Raw genomic sequence first — 16,627 nt, 5'->3', positions numbered from 1 at the left:
TTTCATTTTATCATCACCGTGTGCGGCGCGCCGTCCGCCTCAATTTCCACGGAGACGCGCTTTCCCGTATGTTTCCAGGCGCCGGGCGCAAGCGGGTTGCCGTCCAGCATAACCTGCCGCGCGCGCGGGCCCGCCTGGTCCAGCCTGAAAATCCATTTCCGGGGGCCGGGGCTGTAGCTGCCCTCGGATTTGATGTCTATCCGGGTTCCCTGCTCCGTTTTTGACACCGTGATGCCGGTTTTGCGGAAGACGCCTTTTTTGAAGCCGTCGGTAAGCCCGTCATCCTCGTAATACCAGCCGGAGGCCGCGCCGTTGCGGTCCGGCCAGACGGAAAATGAAACCGGGTCCGCCGGCTTTTCGCCGACATAATTCATTTCCGGCCACGCGGGGATTACTGAACCGTCGCGCACATAAAGCGGAACCGTCTCAAGCGGGGCCTCGGCTTTCACCGTCCCGCCGCCGGAATAGCGCTTGCCGCTCCAGAAATCAGTCCAGCCGCCGGGGGGGAGATAGACCAGCCGTTCCGTCCGCCCCGCAGCCAGCGCCGGCGCGGCCAGCAAATCGCTTCCGGCCATGAACTCGTCTTCTATATTGGCTGAATCGGGGTCGTCCTGATATTCCAGCGCCAGCGCGCGCAGCACGGGAACGCCCGTGTCGCGCGCATGGGCCAGCGCGGTGTAGAGATACGGCATCAGCTTGTAGCGCAGGTTAAGGTATTTCCTGATAATATCTTCGTAATAGGAGCCGTAGCGCCACGGCTCCTGGTCATAGCCGTCTATGTTGCGGTGGTTGCGGCACAGCGGCGCCAGAAAATTGACCTCGTACCAGCGCGCCAGCAATTCCCCCGAAGGCTTGCCCTGTATGAAGCCGCCTATGTCGCTGCCTATCATAGCTTCGCCGGAAAGGCCCATGTTGAGAAGCATAGGGATGCTTAAGGCCAGCATATCCCAGGAACTGGTGTTGTCGCCCGTCCAGGCGGCGGCATAGCGCTGTATGCCGGCATAGCCGGCCCGGGTAAGCACGAAAGGCCGCAGCCCCGGCTTCAGCCGCTCCAGCCCGTGATATGTGGCGCTGGACATAAGCAGCCCGTAGACGTTGCGGTTTTTGTCATGCCCGGAGCGCAGGCCCCTGTCGTCGTAGACTATCTGTGCCTGCTTCTGCGCGGCCTGCTCGTCGAAATCCGCCGGCTCGTTCATATCGTTCCAGATTCCGGCGACGCCGTTGTCGGTGTAGGCGCGGTGCAGGTTCCCCCACCACTGCGACACATCGTCCCGCGTGAAATCCGCAAACACCGACTTGCCCGGCCAGACGGTTCCGATAAAAGGACTGCCGTCGCCGTTTTTAAGAAAATAATCGTTCGCCGCGCCCTGCTCGTAGACGTAATAGGCGGTTGTCTGCGGCTCCAGCTCCGGCGCGGCGAAGGCGGGAAATTTAACGTCCGAGGGCTGGTATTTCACTCCGGGGTCCACAATCGTTATAAGTTTGACGCCCTTTGCCGCCAGACGCTCAATAAGCGCCTTTGGCTCCGGGAAACGCTGCCTGTTCCAGGTGAAAACCCGGTAGTCGCTCATGTAATGGATATCCAGATAAACCGCGTCCAGCGGCAGCCTGTCTTTGCGGTAGCGGTCCACCACATGCTCAACGACGTCTTCGGGATAATAGCTCCAGCGGCATTGCTGATTGCCCAAAGCCCACAGCGGCGGCATGGCAATTCTGCCGGTCAGCTCGGTATAGCGGGAAATCACTTTTTTCATCGCCGGCCCGTAAAAGAAGTAGTAATTCATTTCCCCGCCGTCGGCGGAGAACGCGGCGTATTCCTGCCCCGTCGCGCCGAAGTCAAAATGCGTTTTGAACGGGTTGTCAAAGAATATGCCGTAGGCCAGCCCGTCATTGAGCCCTATATAGAAAGGGACGCTCTGGTAAATAGGGTCGCGCCCCTCGCCGTAGCCGTAGGCGTCGGTGTTCCACATGGCGAAATTTCCGCGCCGCCTGTCCAGCCGGAAGGCTTTTTCGCCAAGCCCGTAGAAATGCTCCTCCTGGCCGAATTTTTTCGCCGCGCCGACCGCCGTGCCGGTGCTTTCATAAAGCATGGGCTTTGCGTCCGCGTTGATGGTCTTATGCGTTTTCGCGTCGCGGAAGGAAATAAGAAAAGGCGAGCGTTTGACCACAATCTCCATCTCCGCCGTGGCCAGGATTATTTCATCGCCCTGCTCGGCAAGCGTCCATTGCGGCGCTGTCCAGTCTGTTTTTGCCACCGCCCAGGAATGCGGCGCCGGCGGCAGCGGCTTGCGGAAGGAAGCGCGCACCCACGCCATATCCGGCGCAAGCAGTTCTATCGCGGCCCGGGAGCCGTCCGCGCAATTTATCAAAACGCCGCCTGCGGTTTTTTCATAGCCGGAGACGGCGCCTGCTTCGGACATTCCGCCAATATCGGCCGCCGCGGCATTGACGGCGAACAGACACGCGGTGAAAATTGTTTTTACCATTTCAAAATCCTACTAAAAACGGCGCGCCGCGCAAACCCATCCCCCGCAGTTGGCAGAGAAAACCCAGGCGGTGGGCGGCTGAGGACAATTTATTGTTTATGAAGGAAAAGTCCGTATAGGGATGTCGCGTTTTCCGTAGCCGCTCCCTGCTGGCCGGCTGCGGGAAATGCAAAACGTGTATAATTCCGTGAATGTTGATTCACGTCCTCCTGCTGTGCGCCGCGGCGGCGGCGCAGGAAAGCGCCGCGCCCGTGGCCGTTTCGTCGTTTTCCGCCGCCGCGCAGGAAAGCGCGCCGCTAATTCAGGTATCGTCGCAGGCGGTCGCCCTGTCATCGGAGCCGGCGGCGGGGTTCCTTCACTGGTACGACGCGCGCTGCGGCCTGTTTTTCAACAAATGCCTGATGTCGTCGGCCCTTGGCGGCGCGGATATGATGCAGGACGCAGTGTCGCGCAAATTCGTCTCCGGCGCGGACACGTTGGACAAACTGATCTCCCGCAGGCGCACCACCGAGGAAAATTCCAGTTCCGCGCTGGTTTCGGTTACCTATCAGATAGGCGAGGACACCTCCACAATTTCCGCGGATATCAACGTCCGCCTGAAGCTGCCGCGCACCGAGGGCAAGATGAACCTGGTGGTGGAGCATGTGAGCAACGAGGTGCTGCCGGTGGAAAGCATCACCAGAACGCAGTCCCGCCTCGCCGCGGGCGAGCAGGAGCCGGGCTCTTTTGTCGGGCTGCGCTATATTTTCGGGCTGGGGCGGAAATTGCAGGAGCATGTGGATTTCGGCGCGCATGTGGACGCGCAGAGCAAGTCTCCGTATCTGCTGCTAAAGCCCCAGGCCCGGGCGAACGCCTCCTATAGCCGCAGCTTTGGCGGCTGGGACGCCAAAACCTTCGCCCAGGCCATGTGGAGCGCCAAGCCGGTGCTTAACGTCACAGGCGGGCTCTACCTGGCGCATCCGCTGCTGCCGGACTGGGCTTTCACTTCCTATTCCAACGCGGTGTGGCAGACGGACAATCCGCAGGTAACGCTCTACCACACATTTTCCTTCCCGTGGAAAATGAGCGCGCGGGACCTCATAACCCCCGCATTCCAGCTGCAGGCGCATTCCTATCCGGCGGCACAGAGCGACCAGTACACGGCGTCCCTGTCCTGGCGCAGGCGGCTGTGGAAGGACTGGCTTTCCGGCGAGGCGACGCCCTCCGTCAACTATCCCAGGGACAGATGCTTCCACGAGGTTACGGTCCTCACCCTGAGGCTGGACATGTTATTCGGCAATCCCCCGGTCTCCTGAGCAGGGCCCTTGAAAAATTTAGAAACATCAGGTATAACAGGGCCATGAGAATCGCCTATTATGCCGTCCTGTCGCTTTTCGCCGCAAGCGCCGCATACGCGGAAAATGCCGCAGATTTCCGCCCCCCGCAGGGGCAATCCGCGCAGCAAGAGGACAGCAGGCTGGGGACAGCCATAGGCGGCGCGGCGCAGATAGGCAATACGGATTCCGAACCGGCCCCGCCAAGCCGCGCAGACGACGCCGGTGTTTCCGTCTCCGGATTGGGCGCCGCGCTTTCCGGCGCGGGGTTTGACCAGGGCGGTTCCGTAGGCGGACGGGACGGCGGCTCGCCGCCGCAAGCCAGTATGTCGGAAGCGCAGGAGGAGCAGCCTCCCCGTCCGGACGTGGACATACTTCCGGACGACCCGGACAAGGAAGGCTCCGAAAAAGGCCCGCCCAACAATTCCGAGTTGCTTAAGAAATTTGCCGTGCCAAACTACAGCGGCGCGGAAAAAAAGAAGGTACTGGCCAAATATTCCAAGATTGACGCAAAAAAGGCCGTGCCGCAAAACCTGCTTGAGCAGACCCTGCTGTACTACAACCATAATAAGGAACGGCTGACGTCCGGAGCAAAGGACTCCGGCGCCAAAGACTCTGCGGAGAAGGACTCCGCCGCCAAGCCCGGCAGCGCAACCGCCCCGGACACAACGCAAGCCGGAGATATATTGAAAAAAGCCGGCCAAATCTCCGGCGGAGGATTCTCTTTCAACACCGACTATGTGACCGTGGTTGACTTCACAAAGCATTCCAGCAAGGCGAGGTTTTTCATAATTGACATGAAAAGCGGCGCGGTCAAGGCCCTGCATGTGGCGCACGGCTCCGGCTCCGACCCGGGCAATACCGGCTATGCGACAAAATTCAGCAATCAGGACGGCTCCCACATGTCCTCGCTGGGGTTCTACCTGACAGGGGAAACATACACCGGCAATCATGGCCGGTCAATGCGGCTGGACGGGCTCTCGCCCACCAACTCAAACGTGCGCGCCCGCGCGGTGGTGGTCCACGGTTCAAGCTATGTGCAGGAAGCCAGCGTGCAGCCCGGGCGTTCCTGGGGCTGCCTGGCGCTCAGCGACAAAGTGGTCCAGGGCGTTATAGACAAGCTGAAAAAAGACGACAAGAAAAACGGCGGCAGCATAATCTACGCCGGCCAGAGCGGGAAATACTGACCCCGCCCTGTTGCCTGTGATTTCTTTGCCGCGCACCTTCAAAAATGCCAGAATGTGATTCTGGTATGCCTTTCCCAAAAAGACTGCGGCATCTGATTGAGTATGCTTTCGTGCGCCTGGCGGTTGCGGCGTTCTCGCTGCTTTCCTGGGAGCGCGCCGCAGCCTGCGGCGCGCTGCTGGGGCGGCTGGCGGCGCGGCTGGCGCGGCGGCGGTTTGCGCTGTCGGTCGCGAATATCAGGAAAGCGCTGCCGGACATGTCGGACCGCGCGGAGGAAATAGCGCTCAAATCGTGGGAAAACATAGGCGTCCTGGCAGCCGAGCTGGCCCAGACCTCGCGCATGAGCGGGGAACAGCTTTTTGAAAAATGTGTTTTGGAAAATCAGCAGGTCGTGCTGGAACTGCACAAACAGGGGAAATCCGCCATAGTCCATTTAGGCCATATCGCAAACTGGGAATTGCCGGCGATGACGGTTGCCGCCATGGGGCTGCCGGTATGCGGCGTGGCGCGGCACATGCGCAACCCTTATGTGGACCGGATGCTTTCCGAAATCCGCGGGCGTTTCGGCGGGGAGATTATCTTTCACAGGGAGCCGTTTTTCTCCTGCGTGCGCAACATCAAGCGCGGCAAATTTCTGGGCGTGCTGATGGACCAGAATTGCCCCGGGGGCGAGGTGTTTACGTCTTTTTTCGGCGCGATGGCGGCCACATCGCCGCTAAGCGCGCTCCTGTCGCTTAAAACCCAGACGCCTATAATACCGCTGCGCGTAACCCGGCGGGACGGAAAAATAATCGCGATTTTAGAGGAGCCGATATACCCGGCCCCGGCCTATTCGCGCGAGGAACTGCTGAAACTGATAGCCGTCCTCAACGGCAGGCTGGAAAGCTGGATACGGCAGGAACCGCATTTGTGGCTGTGGGCGCACAACCGCTGGAAAAGGGAAGGCGAAGCGCCGCAGCCCGGGCAGACAGGCGCGTTATGAAATTCCTTTTTATGGCGCTGCTGGCGGCATCCGCGGCGCAGGCGGCAATTCCCCCGCAATGGCGCGTTTATCAGCCCGTGCAGGTAAAAGCGGCCAAACCGTCGCGGGTGAAGCTTTCCTTCGCGCTTCAGGACTCCGCCGCGCCGGACCTCTCCGACCTGCGGATTTTTGACCAGGCCGGCGCGGAGCAGCCGTATCTGCTGGTGATTCCGCAGCAGCAGCAGCCACGCCGCGAGCGGCCCTCCCGCACGGACATAACCGCCGAACGCGGGCGGACCCTCATCACTCTGGAAACCGGCAGGACGGACGCGCTCTCCGGCGTGCTGCTTGAAACCTCGGCTGCGGAATTTCTTAAAAGCGCGGATGCCGCCTATTCAACCGACGGCTCCTCCTGGCAGCGCATAGCGCGCGCCCGGCCCGTGTTCCGCACCGCCGACGGCAGGGAAAACCTCCTCATAGACCTGCCGCGCGGGTTCTATCCCCATCTTCAGATCACGCTGGACGACTCGCGCTCCGTGCCCGCCGAATTTTCCGGGGCCGGGCTTGTGCTGTGGGAACCGGAGCCTCCCGGCATTGAGACAATTCCCGCCACCGATTTCAAAATCTCGCTGTCCAGAAACCGGAAGGATTACCAGATAACCCTGCCGGCGGCGAACCTCTACGCGCAGGACATAGTCCTGTTCTCGCGCGACAGGGTGTTTTCGCGCAATGTGGCTGTAAGCGCCGCCGCGGAGGAGCCGGACGGGCGCGCGCGGATTACCGGGCTGGGAACCGCCACCGCATACCGGATGTTCATACAGGGCCATCCCATGGTGGAGCGCGCCGCCATTCCCGTGCGCCGGCGGCTGACACATGCGAAAACGCTTACCGTCTCCGTTACCGAGCCGGCGGGGCATTCCTTCACGCTTTCGCGCATTGAGACGCGGATTGCGCCCGTGTATGCGGAGTTTCTGCCCCCCGGGCCGGGCATGTATTTTCTGTGCGCGGGCAACCCCTCCGCCCGCAAGCAGGGCTACCAGCTTGATTTTTCCGGCGCGAAGCTGGCGGCGCTGCCCTCCCGTCCAGCAGAGCAGAACCCGGATTACAGCCCCGCCGCGCAGGCGCCGCGCCAGCCCGCCGCCAGGCGCGACGACATCTCCAAATGGCGGCACCGCGCGCTGCTGAAGCCTTCCGCCAAAGGCCCGCAGTACCTGGAACTGCCGCCGGAAATACTCTCGCGCGCGCAGCCGTCGCTTGCGGATTTAAGAATTGTCTCCGGACAGGCGAACACGGCTTACGCGGTAGACGACGCCGAAATATCGCGCAAAATAATCCCCCGCATTTTTCCGCAGCCGCCGGGCGGGCAGTCAAGCGCGTGGAAGCTGGTTTTTTCCCGCCCCGCCCTGCCGCTTACGGAGATTTCCTGCGCGCTGCCGGACGAATTGTTTTCCCACAGGGCGCAGGCATACGAATACGACGGCGCGGACAGGCGCATGCTCGGGGAAGCGGTCTGGTCGCGCACCCCCGGCCAGACGGAGCGGCGCTATATCCTGGCAATCAGGCGCCCGCAGACGGACGCCGTCTGGCTTGAGATAGACAACGGCGGACAGGCCGCGCTGCCAGTGTCCGAATTCGCCGCCTATTACTCCACCAGAAGAATCCATTTCGCAACGGCGCAGGCGGCGGAAACATACATTTATTACGGCAATCCGGGGGCGGAGCCGCCGGGCGGCGGCATTGCGCTCTCAACCGAGGCGGCGCGGACGCAGGTGTTCGCCTCCGGCGAGGAAACCCGCGGCCCCTCCGGCTGGAGCGGCGCCGGCTCCTCCGCCGCGCCGAAAACCGGCAAGGCCGTTTTCTGGATTGTTCTTGTGTCCGCGCTGGCCGCGCTTACGGCGGTTCAGGCCGTGCGGGTTTCAGCCCGCAGAAAGCGCAGACACCGCGCGCGTAGCAGAAAAATAATTTAACCCGGATTTTACACAGAAATGTCCCGCCAGCCGCCGTCGAATCCCGCTACACTATTGCACAATCCGGGTTTAACTTGAAAATTTCAGGTTAACGAGGCTTTGCCAGAGATACCAGACCGCAGTTGAGCGGTAAGGCCGCCAGCAGTGCGAAAGTTTTTCCAGCCTGGCGGCGTCCGGAAGTTTTCTGAGGCGGTAGGCCTTCATCACGGCAGTTCTGAAGCCATAGTCGCCGGCGGGCAGCACATCGGGGCGGGCGAGGGTGAAAATCAGAAACATCTCCGCCGTCCAGCGCCCGATTCCCTTGACCTGCGAAAGCGCGCGGATGACTTCCTCGTCCGGCAGCGCGGCAAGCGAGCCGAAATCCAGCAACCCCGCGGCGGTTTTGGCGGACAAATCCTTTATATAAGCCAGCTTCTGTTTTGAAAGCCCCGCGCCGCGCAGCCTTGCGTCCGGTGTGCGCAGTATGCGTCCGGGCGCGGGAAACCTGCCGCCGTAAACTCCCTTGAACCGTTCAAAAATCGTGGCCGCCGCCTTGCCGTTAAGCTGCTGATATATTATTGATTCCGCCAGAGCCTCAAAATAACCGCCGCCCGCCGGTTTGGACGGAAGCCCGCACGGCCCGACCCGCCTGATTATCGCAGCCAGCGTCGCGTCGGCGCCGGCAAGTTTGCGCGCAATGTTTGGCGTCATATAGCGCTCTCATGTTCCAGCAGCTTTTTCTTTATTCCGGTTCCGGCAGCGTAACCGGTCAAAGCTCCGCCGGCGCCGATAACGCGGTGGCAGGGGACGACAATGCCGATACGGTTTTTGTTGTTGGCCATTCCTACTGCGCGCGCGGCGCGGGGTTGGCCTATCCGCCGCGCAAGCTCGCCGTAGGTTATAGTCTGGCCGAAGGGTATTTTGAGCAGCTCTTTCCAGACCCTCATCTGAAACGGCGTGCCGCGCAAATCCAGCGGCAGGTCAAATTCCCGCAGCCTGCCGGAAAAATAAAGCCGCAACTGCTTTTTTATCCGCGCCACAGCTTCTTCAGAAGGCGCGCATTCAAACCGGAAATGCGAGTTAAAAACTGCCTCCGGTGAACTTGCCAGCGGATAATGAAGCAGAACAAGCCGGTTGTCTTTGCCGGAAACTACTATAAGGATTTTGCCGACCGGACTGTCCGCCACGCCGTATAACAGTTGTTCCACTCGCCTGGTCATACAACTTTACGGTACAAGGGGCGGCTTACCGCCCTGCGCGCAACTTCTTTGAAGCCATGCCGCTGAAATATAACTTCCGGCCCGACCCATACGAACGCGGCGGGGAGTTTGCCGCCCAACTTGGTGAGCGTGGCAGGATAGCCCTCTATCATTTTGGCGCCGCATCTTTTCGCCTCATCAACAGCCCTTCCCAGCAGCAGGAATGAGAGATTTTTGCCGCGCCAGCCGGGCTTTATGTAAAAGCAGGGCACGGACCAGACGCCGTCTGCATCTTCCGATTGATAAGCCTTCACCCGTTCCAGACGGGGGAAATCGGCGCGCGGGCCGAAAGTGCACCACGCGACCGGCTCGCCGCCGGCGTAGGCGATTATGCCGCGCGCTTTGCCTTCCGCCGCAAGTTTTTTCATCGCCTTTTTCGCGTTTTCACCCTTCATTTCATTCCAGAGTTTGCCGCCCTGCGGCACTCTCCACGACATGCACCAGCAACCGCCGCAGCCGCCTTTTTCTCCCATCAGCCGCTCAAAATCCGGCCATACTCTGCCGGACAAAGTTTTGAACTCAAACTCGGTTTTCATATGCCCTCTAATCAAGTATCCGGCGGCAGACAAACTGATTGTATCCCGCAATCAGCGACATCCCCAGTGGAACGCGCAAGCCTGTGAGCAAATACTCTTCAATCGTCATTTCTCCGACCTTGCGCAATGCATCATAGGCAGCTTTGTCCTTGAAGCCCATATAGGCCGCGAATTCATTTGGATTATAGGTATTGCGATACAGTCCGAACCAGGCGAACCTGTCCTTGAATTGCGCAACGCGGTTTCGCTGCAATTCCTCATACTCTCCGCGCGCTTTGACGCTGACAAGGCCATGCGCAACAATTATAAACCCGCAGCCGGCAACCGCGCCGAAAGAGAGAGCATCCTGTTCGCAGAAAATTTCAAAATACGGCTCGTTGAAGGGAGCCGACGCTATCCTGTCGTCCCTGCGGATTTTCATTATGGACTGCGCCGCGTCGTTGTGATGCTTCTCCGACTCCCAACCGGTCAGCGACCACACTATATGCGTCTGGAACTCGCACTGAAAAAAATAACGCTCCGTAACGCCTATTTCGCGGGTGAATTTTTTTTCAGATTCCTTCCACTGCGCCAACGTTTCATCTATGTTCCCGTCCGCTATGATTGCCGTGCAGATACTGAACATAATTCCTCCCGGGATTTCCATCCCTTCAATTATTCAAGGAAAAAGCTGCGCGGAAGAACTTGCGAAATATTGCTATTTGCCAGATTTCGCGACGCGGTATTTTGATGGCGAAACCCCGAACCGCCGGCGAAACGAATTTATGAAGAGACTCAAGTTCTCAAAGCCGCAATCATGCGCGATGGCCGTAACCGGCTCGCCGGTCTCAACCAGCAATTTCTCCGCCGCGGCAAGCCGCATGGATACCAGATATTGATAGGGACTTTGCCCCGAATGTCGGCTAAAAATCCTAGTGAAATGGAAACGGCTCATCCCCACCGAAGCGGATAAATCAGCCAGCCGCAATTTTTCGAAAAAATGTTTCCGCATGAATTCCTGCGCGGCGAAAACGCAGTCCCGCCGGCGTGCGGCAGCGGTTTCCGGCCAGGAAACCCCGAATATGCGCGCAAGTTCCAGCGCGATTTGCCCAGCAGCGTTGTCGGCCTCCTCGCCGCCAGGCCCGGCGGCGGACAGACGATAGAGTCTCTGCTTGAGCATCATCAGCCGCGGCGTAAGCCGGATAACCGAGTTGGGGAAGCCTTTCTCCCACACATTCTCCAGCCCTGCGCGCAATTCAATGTCAAGACAGACGTCGGATGGAATTTCGGCGTCATGCCTGCACTTGTAATATCTGCCGGGAGAGCCAAGCACCGCCGTTCTGGAATTTATTTCGCCGCAGCTGTAACCGTCCCTGTAATGCCAGCGCTCGGTTTCGGTGAAAACGACATGCCAGCCTCTCCACCATTCCTCTGACGGGTCTTTGTGCGGGAATACGGCATGCTCGTAACGTGAAAGACAGAAAAAATCCGTCTCCAGCAGCCTGTCCGAGAGCGCGGGCGGTTGTGCGGGCATTTACTTCACATTTTGACTGCGCCAGGCCAGCTTGGCCCGCCAGGCGGCTACTATTATGTCGGCGGACTGCTCGGTGCTGAACAGCGCGGTGTTTAGCACGACATCGTAATGAAGCGGGTCGCACATGTCGGCGTTGAAGTACCGGCGGACATAAGCCTTGCGGTCGGATTCGCGGTTGATGATGCTGCGCCTGGCATCCTCCTGGCGGACGCCGTACTTGCGCGTTACATTGCTAATCCTCGCTTCCAGCGGCGCGGTGAGCTGGACGCGCAGGCAGTCCGCCTCCGGCAGCATGAAGGCCGCGCCGCGGCCTATGATGACCGCGCCGCCGTGCGCGCCGATGGTGGACACCAGCCGGGAAAGCCGGAAGAAAAAATTGTCCGAGGAAAAATACTTGTCCTCTATCAGGCTTTTGACCCATTCCTCCAGGTCGGACATGGCTTTTTCGTCCAGCGTCTGCGCGACGGATTTGCTTAAATGCGCGTCCTCGGCCACCATGTCAACGAGGCTGCCGTTGAATATGTCAAAGCCCAGCCTGCCGGCGACCGCGCGGGCGATTTCCGGCGTGCCGCAGCCCGGCAGCCGCGATATCGCGATAACCGGCCTGAAATCCGGCTTGCCGGTTTCCTTTGCGGTTTTGGCCGCCAACTGCCATTTCCCCACCTGCGAACTGACCAAATGCTCCAGCGCCTTCCTGTCGTGTTGTTCCATAAATTATCCTTTGCCTCATAAAACCAAATTCAGGGGGAATACGGCAAGGCCTCTTTGGTATAATAACTCCGAAAACCGCCGTTTTCCGGCGGAGGAGGCTTTATGAATTGCAGGCCCAACGTTCCCGCTCCCGTAAACGAGCCGGTGCTTGGATACGCGCCCGGCTCCCCCGAAAAACTCGCTTTGAAAATGAAACTTGAGGAGCTGCGCTCCAAACAGCTTGAAATCCCGCTTTTCATAGGCGGCAAAGAGATTAAGACCGGCAATTTCGGCGAGGCGCGCTGCCCGCACGAGCATAAGCATCTCCTGGGCCGCTATCACAAAGCCGGCAGGAAAGAAACCAAACTCGCCATAGCCGCCGCCGTCCGCGCGCAGAAAGACTGGGCCGCCATGCCTTTCCACGCCCGCGCCTCCATATTCCTGAAAGCGGCGGAGCTGCTGGCCGGGCCCCTGCGCTTTGAGGTAAACGCCGCGGCGATGCTGTGCCAGAGCAAAAACGCCTTCCAGGCCGAGATAGACGCGGCCTGCGAGCTTATAGATTTCTGGCGCTACAACCCTTATTACGCCGAGCAGATAATTTCTCAGAACCCGTCTTCCCCGCGCGGCGTGTGGAATTACTGCGAGCACCGCCCGCTGGAAGGCTTTGTGCTGGCGGTAACGCCGTTTAATTTCGCCTCCATAGCGGGCAATCTGCCCACCGCGCCCGCGCTGATGGGAAATACCGTGGTCTGGAAGCCGGCCTCAAGCACGGTATACACGGCGTGGTTCGTTCTTGACGTGCTGCGCCGGGCCGGGCTGCCGGACGGGGTCATCAACATGGTTTCCGGCTCCGGCGCGGATGTGGGCGACACCGCGCTTGAAAGCGAGCATCTGGCGGGGGTGCATTTTACCGGCTCCACCGCGGTGTTCCAGCGGATGTGGGCAACCGTGGGCGCGAACATAACCCGCTACCGGACCTATCCGCGCCTTGTGGGCGAAACCGGGGGCAAGGATTTCATTTTCGCGCATCCGTCGGCGGATGTCGGCGCGCTGGCCGCGGCCATGACGCGGGGCTCTTTTGAGTACCAGGGGCAGAAATGCTCCGCCGCCAGCAGGGCCTATATTCCCAAATCGCTGTGGAAACAACTGCGCCCCGCGCTGGAGGAGCAGATTGCCTCAATCCGCGTGGGCCCGCCGGAGGATTTCCGCAATTTCGTCAACGCGGTGATAGACAAAGGCGCCTATGACACCATCAAGGGATACATAGACTTGGCTAAAGCCGCGCGCAAAAAGGACGCGCAGGTGATAATAGGCGGCGAATGCGACGATTCACAAGGCTATTACATCAACCCGACCGTCATAGAGGCCAAAGACCCGCTGTTTAGGACAATGCGCGAGGAGATTTTCGGGCCCGTGCTGACCGTGCATGTCTATGACGACAAAAACCTGGCCGGCGCGCTCAGGCTCTGTGATTCCTCCTCGCCATATGCGCTGACCGGCGCGGTATTTGCAGACGACAGGGCGGCGATAGAGAAAATCTCCCGCGCGCTTGCCAACACCGCCGGAAATTTCTATATAAATGACAAGCCCACCGGCGCGGTGGTGGGCCAGCAGCCCTTCGGCGGGGCGCGCGCTTCCGGCACAAACGACAAGGCCGGCAGCATGCTGAACCTGCTGCGCTGGACCTCGCCGCGCGCGGTGAAGGAGACTTTCGTTCCGCCGGCGGATTACCGGTATCCGTTCCTGGCGGAAAAATAGCTTATGAAGCGCGTAATCGCCGCCGCCGTCTACATAACGGACACCGCATTGCTGGCAATGCTGCTGGTCTGCATATTCACGGACTGGCGGCTCTACACCGCCCCCGCCGCGCTGTATTACAAGCTGGACTGCGCGCATTGCGCGGTGGTGGAGGGTTTCCTGGCGCAGACGCCGCAGGCCCCGAAAATCGTGCAGGCCGAGGTGTCCAGGTATCCCCGCAACCTGATTTCGCTGGAGCGGCGCGCCGTGGCCTGCGGGCTGGACGCGGGCGACCTGCGCGTGCCGCTGCTGTGGGACGGAACCGGCTGCTATGTCGGGGACAAGGACATAATAAACCGCATCAATGAAAAAATTGCTGCTAAGAAGTAGCGCGGTTCTGTCCGCGCTGGCTGTTTTTCCGGGCAAGGCGCTGGCCTTCTGCCCTCTGTGCGCCGTCGCCGCCGGGGCGGGGCTTGCCGCGGCGCGCGTCTTTGGCGTGGACGACACGATATCCGGCGTGTGGGCCGGGGGGCTTATCGTCGCGCTGAACCAGTGGTCGCTGGGATGGCTGGAGAAAAAGGACTTCCGTTTTCCCGGCTACAAGACGGCGGCAACGGCAATGTGGTGGCTTGCCTTCCTGACGCCGCTGTACGCGAGGGGCTACATAATGTCGCCTCTCAACTCCGTATGGGGGATGGACAAGCTGCTGCTGGGGCTGCTGTGCGGCTCGCTGAGCTTTTACCTGTGCGCCAAATGGTATGAAAGCATAAAGGCCGCAAACGGCGGGCATGGCCGCTATCCGTTCCAGAAAGTGGCGCTGCCCGTAATGCCGCTTGTGATGCTGAGCATGTTTTTCCACGCCTGCGTCAAAAGATGAACATGAAACGGACCGGCCAAAAAAGCTCACCGGGCTTATAGAAAAAGCCGGCAGCCTCAAAACAACAGCGCAATTAAAGACATGCATGCCGGGTTTCTTCTCAAAGACCTGGCCGTGATAATGACGGTGGCCGCCGTGGTGATGTATGTCTGCCACAGGCTGCGCCAGCCGGCGGTCATCGGTTATCTGCTGGCGGGGCTGATAATAGGCCCGCACACGCCGCCGTTTTCCTTTGTTTCAGACATAGCGTCCATACGCTCAATATCCGAGCTGGGGCTTGTGTTCCTGATGTTTTCGCTGGGGCTGGAGTTCAACCTGCCGCGGCTGCGGCAGGCCGGGCTGAGGGCGGCGGTTTCGGCGCTGATAGTGGTGAGCGGCATGCTGCTTACCGGGCTTGCCGCCGGCAGAATGCTGGGCTGGGGCATTCCCGGCGGGCTGCTGCTGGGGGCGGTGCTCTCCATAAGCGGCAGCACCGTGATAGCCAAGGTGTTTTTCGACGCGGGGCTCTCGCGCCAGCCCTTTGCCCGGGCCGTATTCGGGCTGATGATATTTGACGATATCGCGGCGATGGTGATGCTGTCGCTCATCTCGGGGGCGGGGGCGGCAGCCGCCTCCGGGCTGGCCGCCGGCGCGGCGCTGGCATTCATGCGCATAACATTTTTCATCCTGCTGTTTCTGACGCTGGGGCTGCTGCTGGTCCCGAAGGCGCTGGAGGCGGTAACCGCGCGCCGCAGCAGGGAGCTGACCGGAATCTCGGCGCTGGGGCTGTGCTTTGCCGGGGCATACATTGCGGCGAGCTTCAATTTTTCCGTCGCGCTGGGGACTTTCCTGATGGGGGCGATTGTATCCGCCTCTCCCGGACGGGATGATATAGAGTCCTGGACCGCTCCGCTGCGCGACATGTTCAGCGCGCTGTTTTTCGTCTCCGCCGGAATGCTGGCGGACCCGCGCGGCGTGGCCGCCAACTGGCCCGCCGCGCTGCTGATGCTGTTTCTGGCAGTGGCGGCAAGGAGCCTGTGGGGCGCGGCTGCCTCCGCGCTGGCGGGGTACGAGCTGCGCGCTTCGGTCCGAATAGGCATAAGCAGCGCGCAGATAGGGGAATTTTCCTTCATCCTCGCGGCGGCGGGAATTGCCGGCGGTCTGGCGCCGGAGTGGCTGTACGGAGTTACCGTGGCGACCGCGGTGCTGACCGCCTTCATATTCCCCTATCTCATGCGCGCCATGCCGGAGACGGAGGAATTAGTATCCTCGCATTTTCCCGCCCCGCTGGCGGCGCTGCTGGAGCGCTACCATAAACTGTTCTGGCAGCCTGCTTCCGACGCCGAGCCGGAGCGGCAGCCGGCGATATTCTCAAAATACGCGCTGCGGCTTGCGGTATATGTGACGCTGGCGGCCGGAGCGCTATACGCCGGCGGGGAGGCGTCGTCGCTGGCGGTGTCGGCGTGGCCGGCGCGCTCGGAGATGCTGATTCCGGCCATATGGCTGTGCGCCGCCGCCGCGCTTGCCCCGGCGTTTGCCGCCATCGCGCGCTATGCAAGCCATATAACGCTGCTGCTGGTGACAATGTCGGTTTCCACGCTTTCCCGGAACCTGATTCGCAGGCTGAATGTGCGGCTTGCCTACGCCGTGGCGGATGCCTGCTGCCTGGCGCTTTTGTCGGGCGCGTTTTTCGCGTATATCCACCGGTGGTTTCACCCGGGCGGGATTTTCGCGGCGGGCGCGGCGGCGCTGGCGGCATCCGCGCTGCTGGCCCGCAGGCATATTCTGCTTGCCATGGAATTTTCGGAAAGGCTGCTGGACAATATCATAGGCCTGGCCTCAAGCGAGCCTTTCCACCGCATAATCGCCTCCGGCGACGGCCTGCCGCTGCTGCGCAGCCGCACGGCGCGCTGGCTGATAGACGAAAACAGCCCGTTTGCCGGACGCAGCATACAGGAACTGGACATACGGGCAAAAACGGGGGCCACGGTAATAGCCATTTACCGCGACGGCGCGAATTTCTCCAATCCGGGGCCGCATGCCAGGCTGGCGCCGGGCGACATTGTCATATTATTCGGGAACGAGGAGCAATGCGGGAAGGCGGACTCGTTTTTCCAGCAGAGCGGCACGGCCTGCTCCGCCTGA

At 60.6% G+C, this 16,627-nt stretch carries 15 protein-coding genes; 8 read left to right on the top strand and 7 right to left on the bottom strand.

Translation table 11 applies throughout. The annotated features are described in order from the left end of the window. Positions 1-2: 2 nt before the first annotated feature. Positions 3-2,486 (bottom strand): TIM-barrel domain-containing protein, encoded by a 2,484-nt coding sequence (locus WC421_02085; protein ID MFA5161011.1) that lies wholly within the window; start codon positions 2,484-2,486, stop codon positions 3-5. A 191-nt stretch (positions 2,487-2,677) separates the two neighbouring features. On the opposite strand from WC421_02085, the gene WC421_02080 reads away from it, so the two are divergent. From WC421_02080 to WC421_02065, 4 genes are all read left to right on the top strand, one after another. Next, positions 2,678-3,781, top strand: coding sequence for a hypothetical protein (locus WC421_02080; protein MFA5161010.1), 1,104 nt, complete (start codon positions 2,678-2,680; stop codon positions 3,779-3,781). A 44-nt stretch (positions 3,782-3,825) separates the two neighbouring features. Further along, a complete protein-coding gene (locus WC421_02075) occupies positions 3,826-4,986 on the top strand; it encodes a murein L,D-transpeptidase catalytic domain family protein (GenBank protein MFA5161009.1) in 1,161 nt (386 codons plus the stop codon). Between the two features lie 65 nt (positions 4,987-5,051). Next, positions 5,052-5,966, top strand: coding sequence for a lysophospholipid acyltransferase family protein (locus tag WC421_02070; protein ID MFA5161008.1), 915 nt, complete (start codon positions 5,052-5,054; stop codon positions 5,964-5,966). Further along, a complete protein-coding gene (locus WC421_02065; GenBank protein ID MFA5161007.1) occupies positions 5,963-7,912 on the top strand; it encodes a hypothetical protein in 1,950 nt (649 codons plus the stop codon). The genes WC421_02070 and WC421_02065 overlap by 4 nt, the downstream gene beginning before the upstream one ends. A 69-nt stretch (positions 7,913-7,981) precedes the next feature. Here the strand turns inward: WC421_02065 and WC421_02060 are convergent, their stop codons facing one another. The 6 genes from WC421_02060 to WC421_02035 form a co-directional block, all read right to left on the bottom strand. Next, a complete protein-coding gene (locus WC421_02060) occupies positions 7,982-8,602 on the bottom strand; it encodes a DNA-3-methyladenine glycosylase (protein ID MFA5161006.1) in 621 nt (206 codons plus the stop codon). After that, positions 8,599-9,111 carry a methylated-DNA--[protein]-cysteine S-methyltransferase gene (locus WC421_02055; protein MFA5161005.1) on the bottom strand — a complete coding sequence of 171 codons (513 nt, stop codon included), beginning with the start codon at positions 9,109-9,111 and terminating at the stop codon, positions 8,599-8,601. Before WC421_02055 ends, WC421_02060 begins: the two co-directional genes overlap by 4 nt. Continuing rightward, positions 9,108-9,686 (bottom strand): GNAT family N-acetyltransferase, encoded by a 579-nt coding sequence (locus WC421_02050; protein MFA5161004.1) that lies wholly within the window; start codon positions 9,684-9,686, stop codon positions 9,108-9,110. The genes WC421_02055 and WC421_02050 overlap by 4 nt, the downstream gene beginning before the upstream one ends. Positions 9,687-9,693: 7 nt before the next feature. Further along, entirely contained in the window at positions 9,694-10,311 is a 618-nt protein-coding gene (locus tag WC421_02045; GenBank protein MFA5161003.1) for a hypothetical protein, read from the bottom strand. 72 nt (positions 10,312-10,383) lie between these two features. Next, positions 10,384-11,199, bottom strand: coding sequence for an AraC family transcriptional regulator (locus WC421_02040; GenBank protein ID MFA5161002.1), 816 nt, complete (start codon positions 11,197-11,199; stop codon positions 10,384-10,386). Beyond that, the gene (locus WC421_02035; protein ID MFA5161001.1) at positions 11,200-11,910 is read right to left on the bottom strand and encodes a cytidylate kinase-like family protein; all 711 of its coding nucleotides are present in this window, start codon (positions 11,908-11,910) and stop codon (positions 11,200-11,202) included. 102 nt (positions 11,911-12,012) lie between these two features. Between WC421_02035 and pruA the strand changes: the two genes are divergently transcribed. The 4 genes from pruA to WC421_02015 all read left to right on the top strand — a co-directional run bounded on the left by pruA (position 12,013) and on the right by WC421_02015 (position 16,627). Beyond that, on the top strand, positions 12,013-13,647 hold the full coding sequence (gene pruA / locus WC421_02030; protein ID MFA5161000.1) for an L-glutamate gamma-semialdehyde dehydrogenase: 1,635 nt from the start codon (positions 12,013-12,015) through the stop codon (positions 13,645-13,647). Between the two features lie 3 nt (positions 13,648-13,650). Beyond that, positions 13,651-14,016, top strand: a complete 366-nt coding sequence (locus WC421_02025; GenBank protein ID MFA5160999.1) for a hypothetical protein — start codon at positions 13,651-13,653, stop codon at positions 14,014-14,016. Further along, positions 13,991-14,503, top strand: a complete 513-nt coding sequence (locus WC421_02020) for a hypothetical protein (GenBank protein ID MFA5160998.1) — start codon at positions 13,991-13,993, stop codon at positions 14,501-14,503. Before WC421_02025 ends, WC421_02020 begins: the two co-directional genes overlap by 26 nt. 81 nt (positions 14,504-14,584) lie before the next feature. Then, positions 14,585-16,627 carry a cation:proton antiporter gene (locus WC421_02015; protein MFA5160997.1) on the top strand — a complete coding sequence of 681 codons (2,043 nt, stop codon included), beginning with the start codon at positions 14,585-14,587 and terminating at the stop codon, positions 16,625-16,627.

This window comes from Elusimicrobiales bacterium, assembly GCA_041651175.1.
Lineage (GTDB): Bacteria > Elusimicrobiota > Elusimicrobia > Elusimicrobiales > Elusimicrobiaceae > JAQTYB01.
Note: the sequence above shows the minus strand (reverse complement) of the source record. Positions and strands in the feature narration are given on the sequence as shown.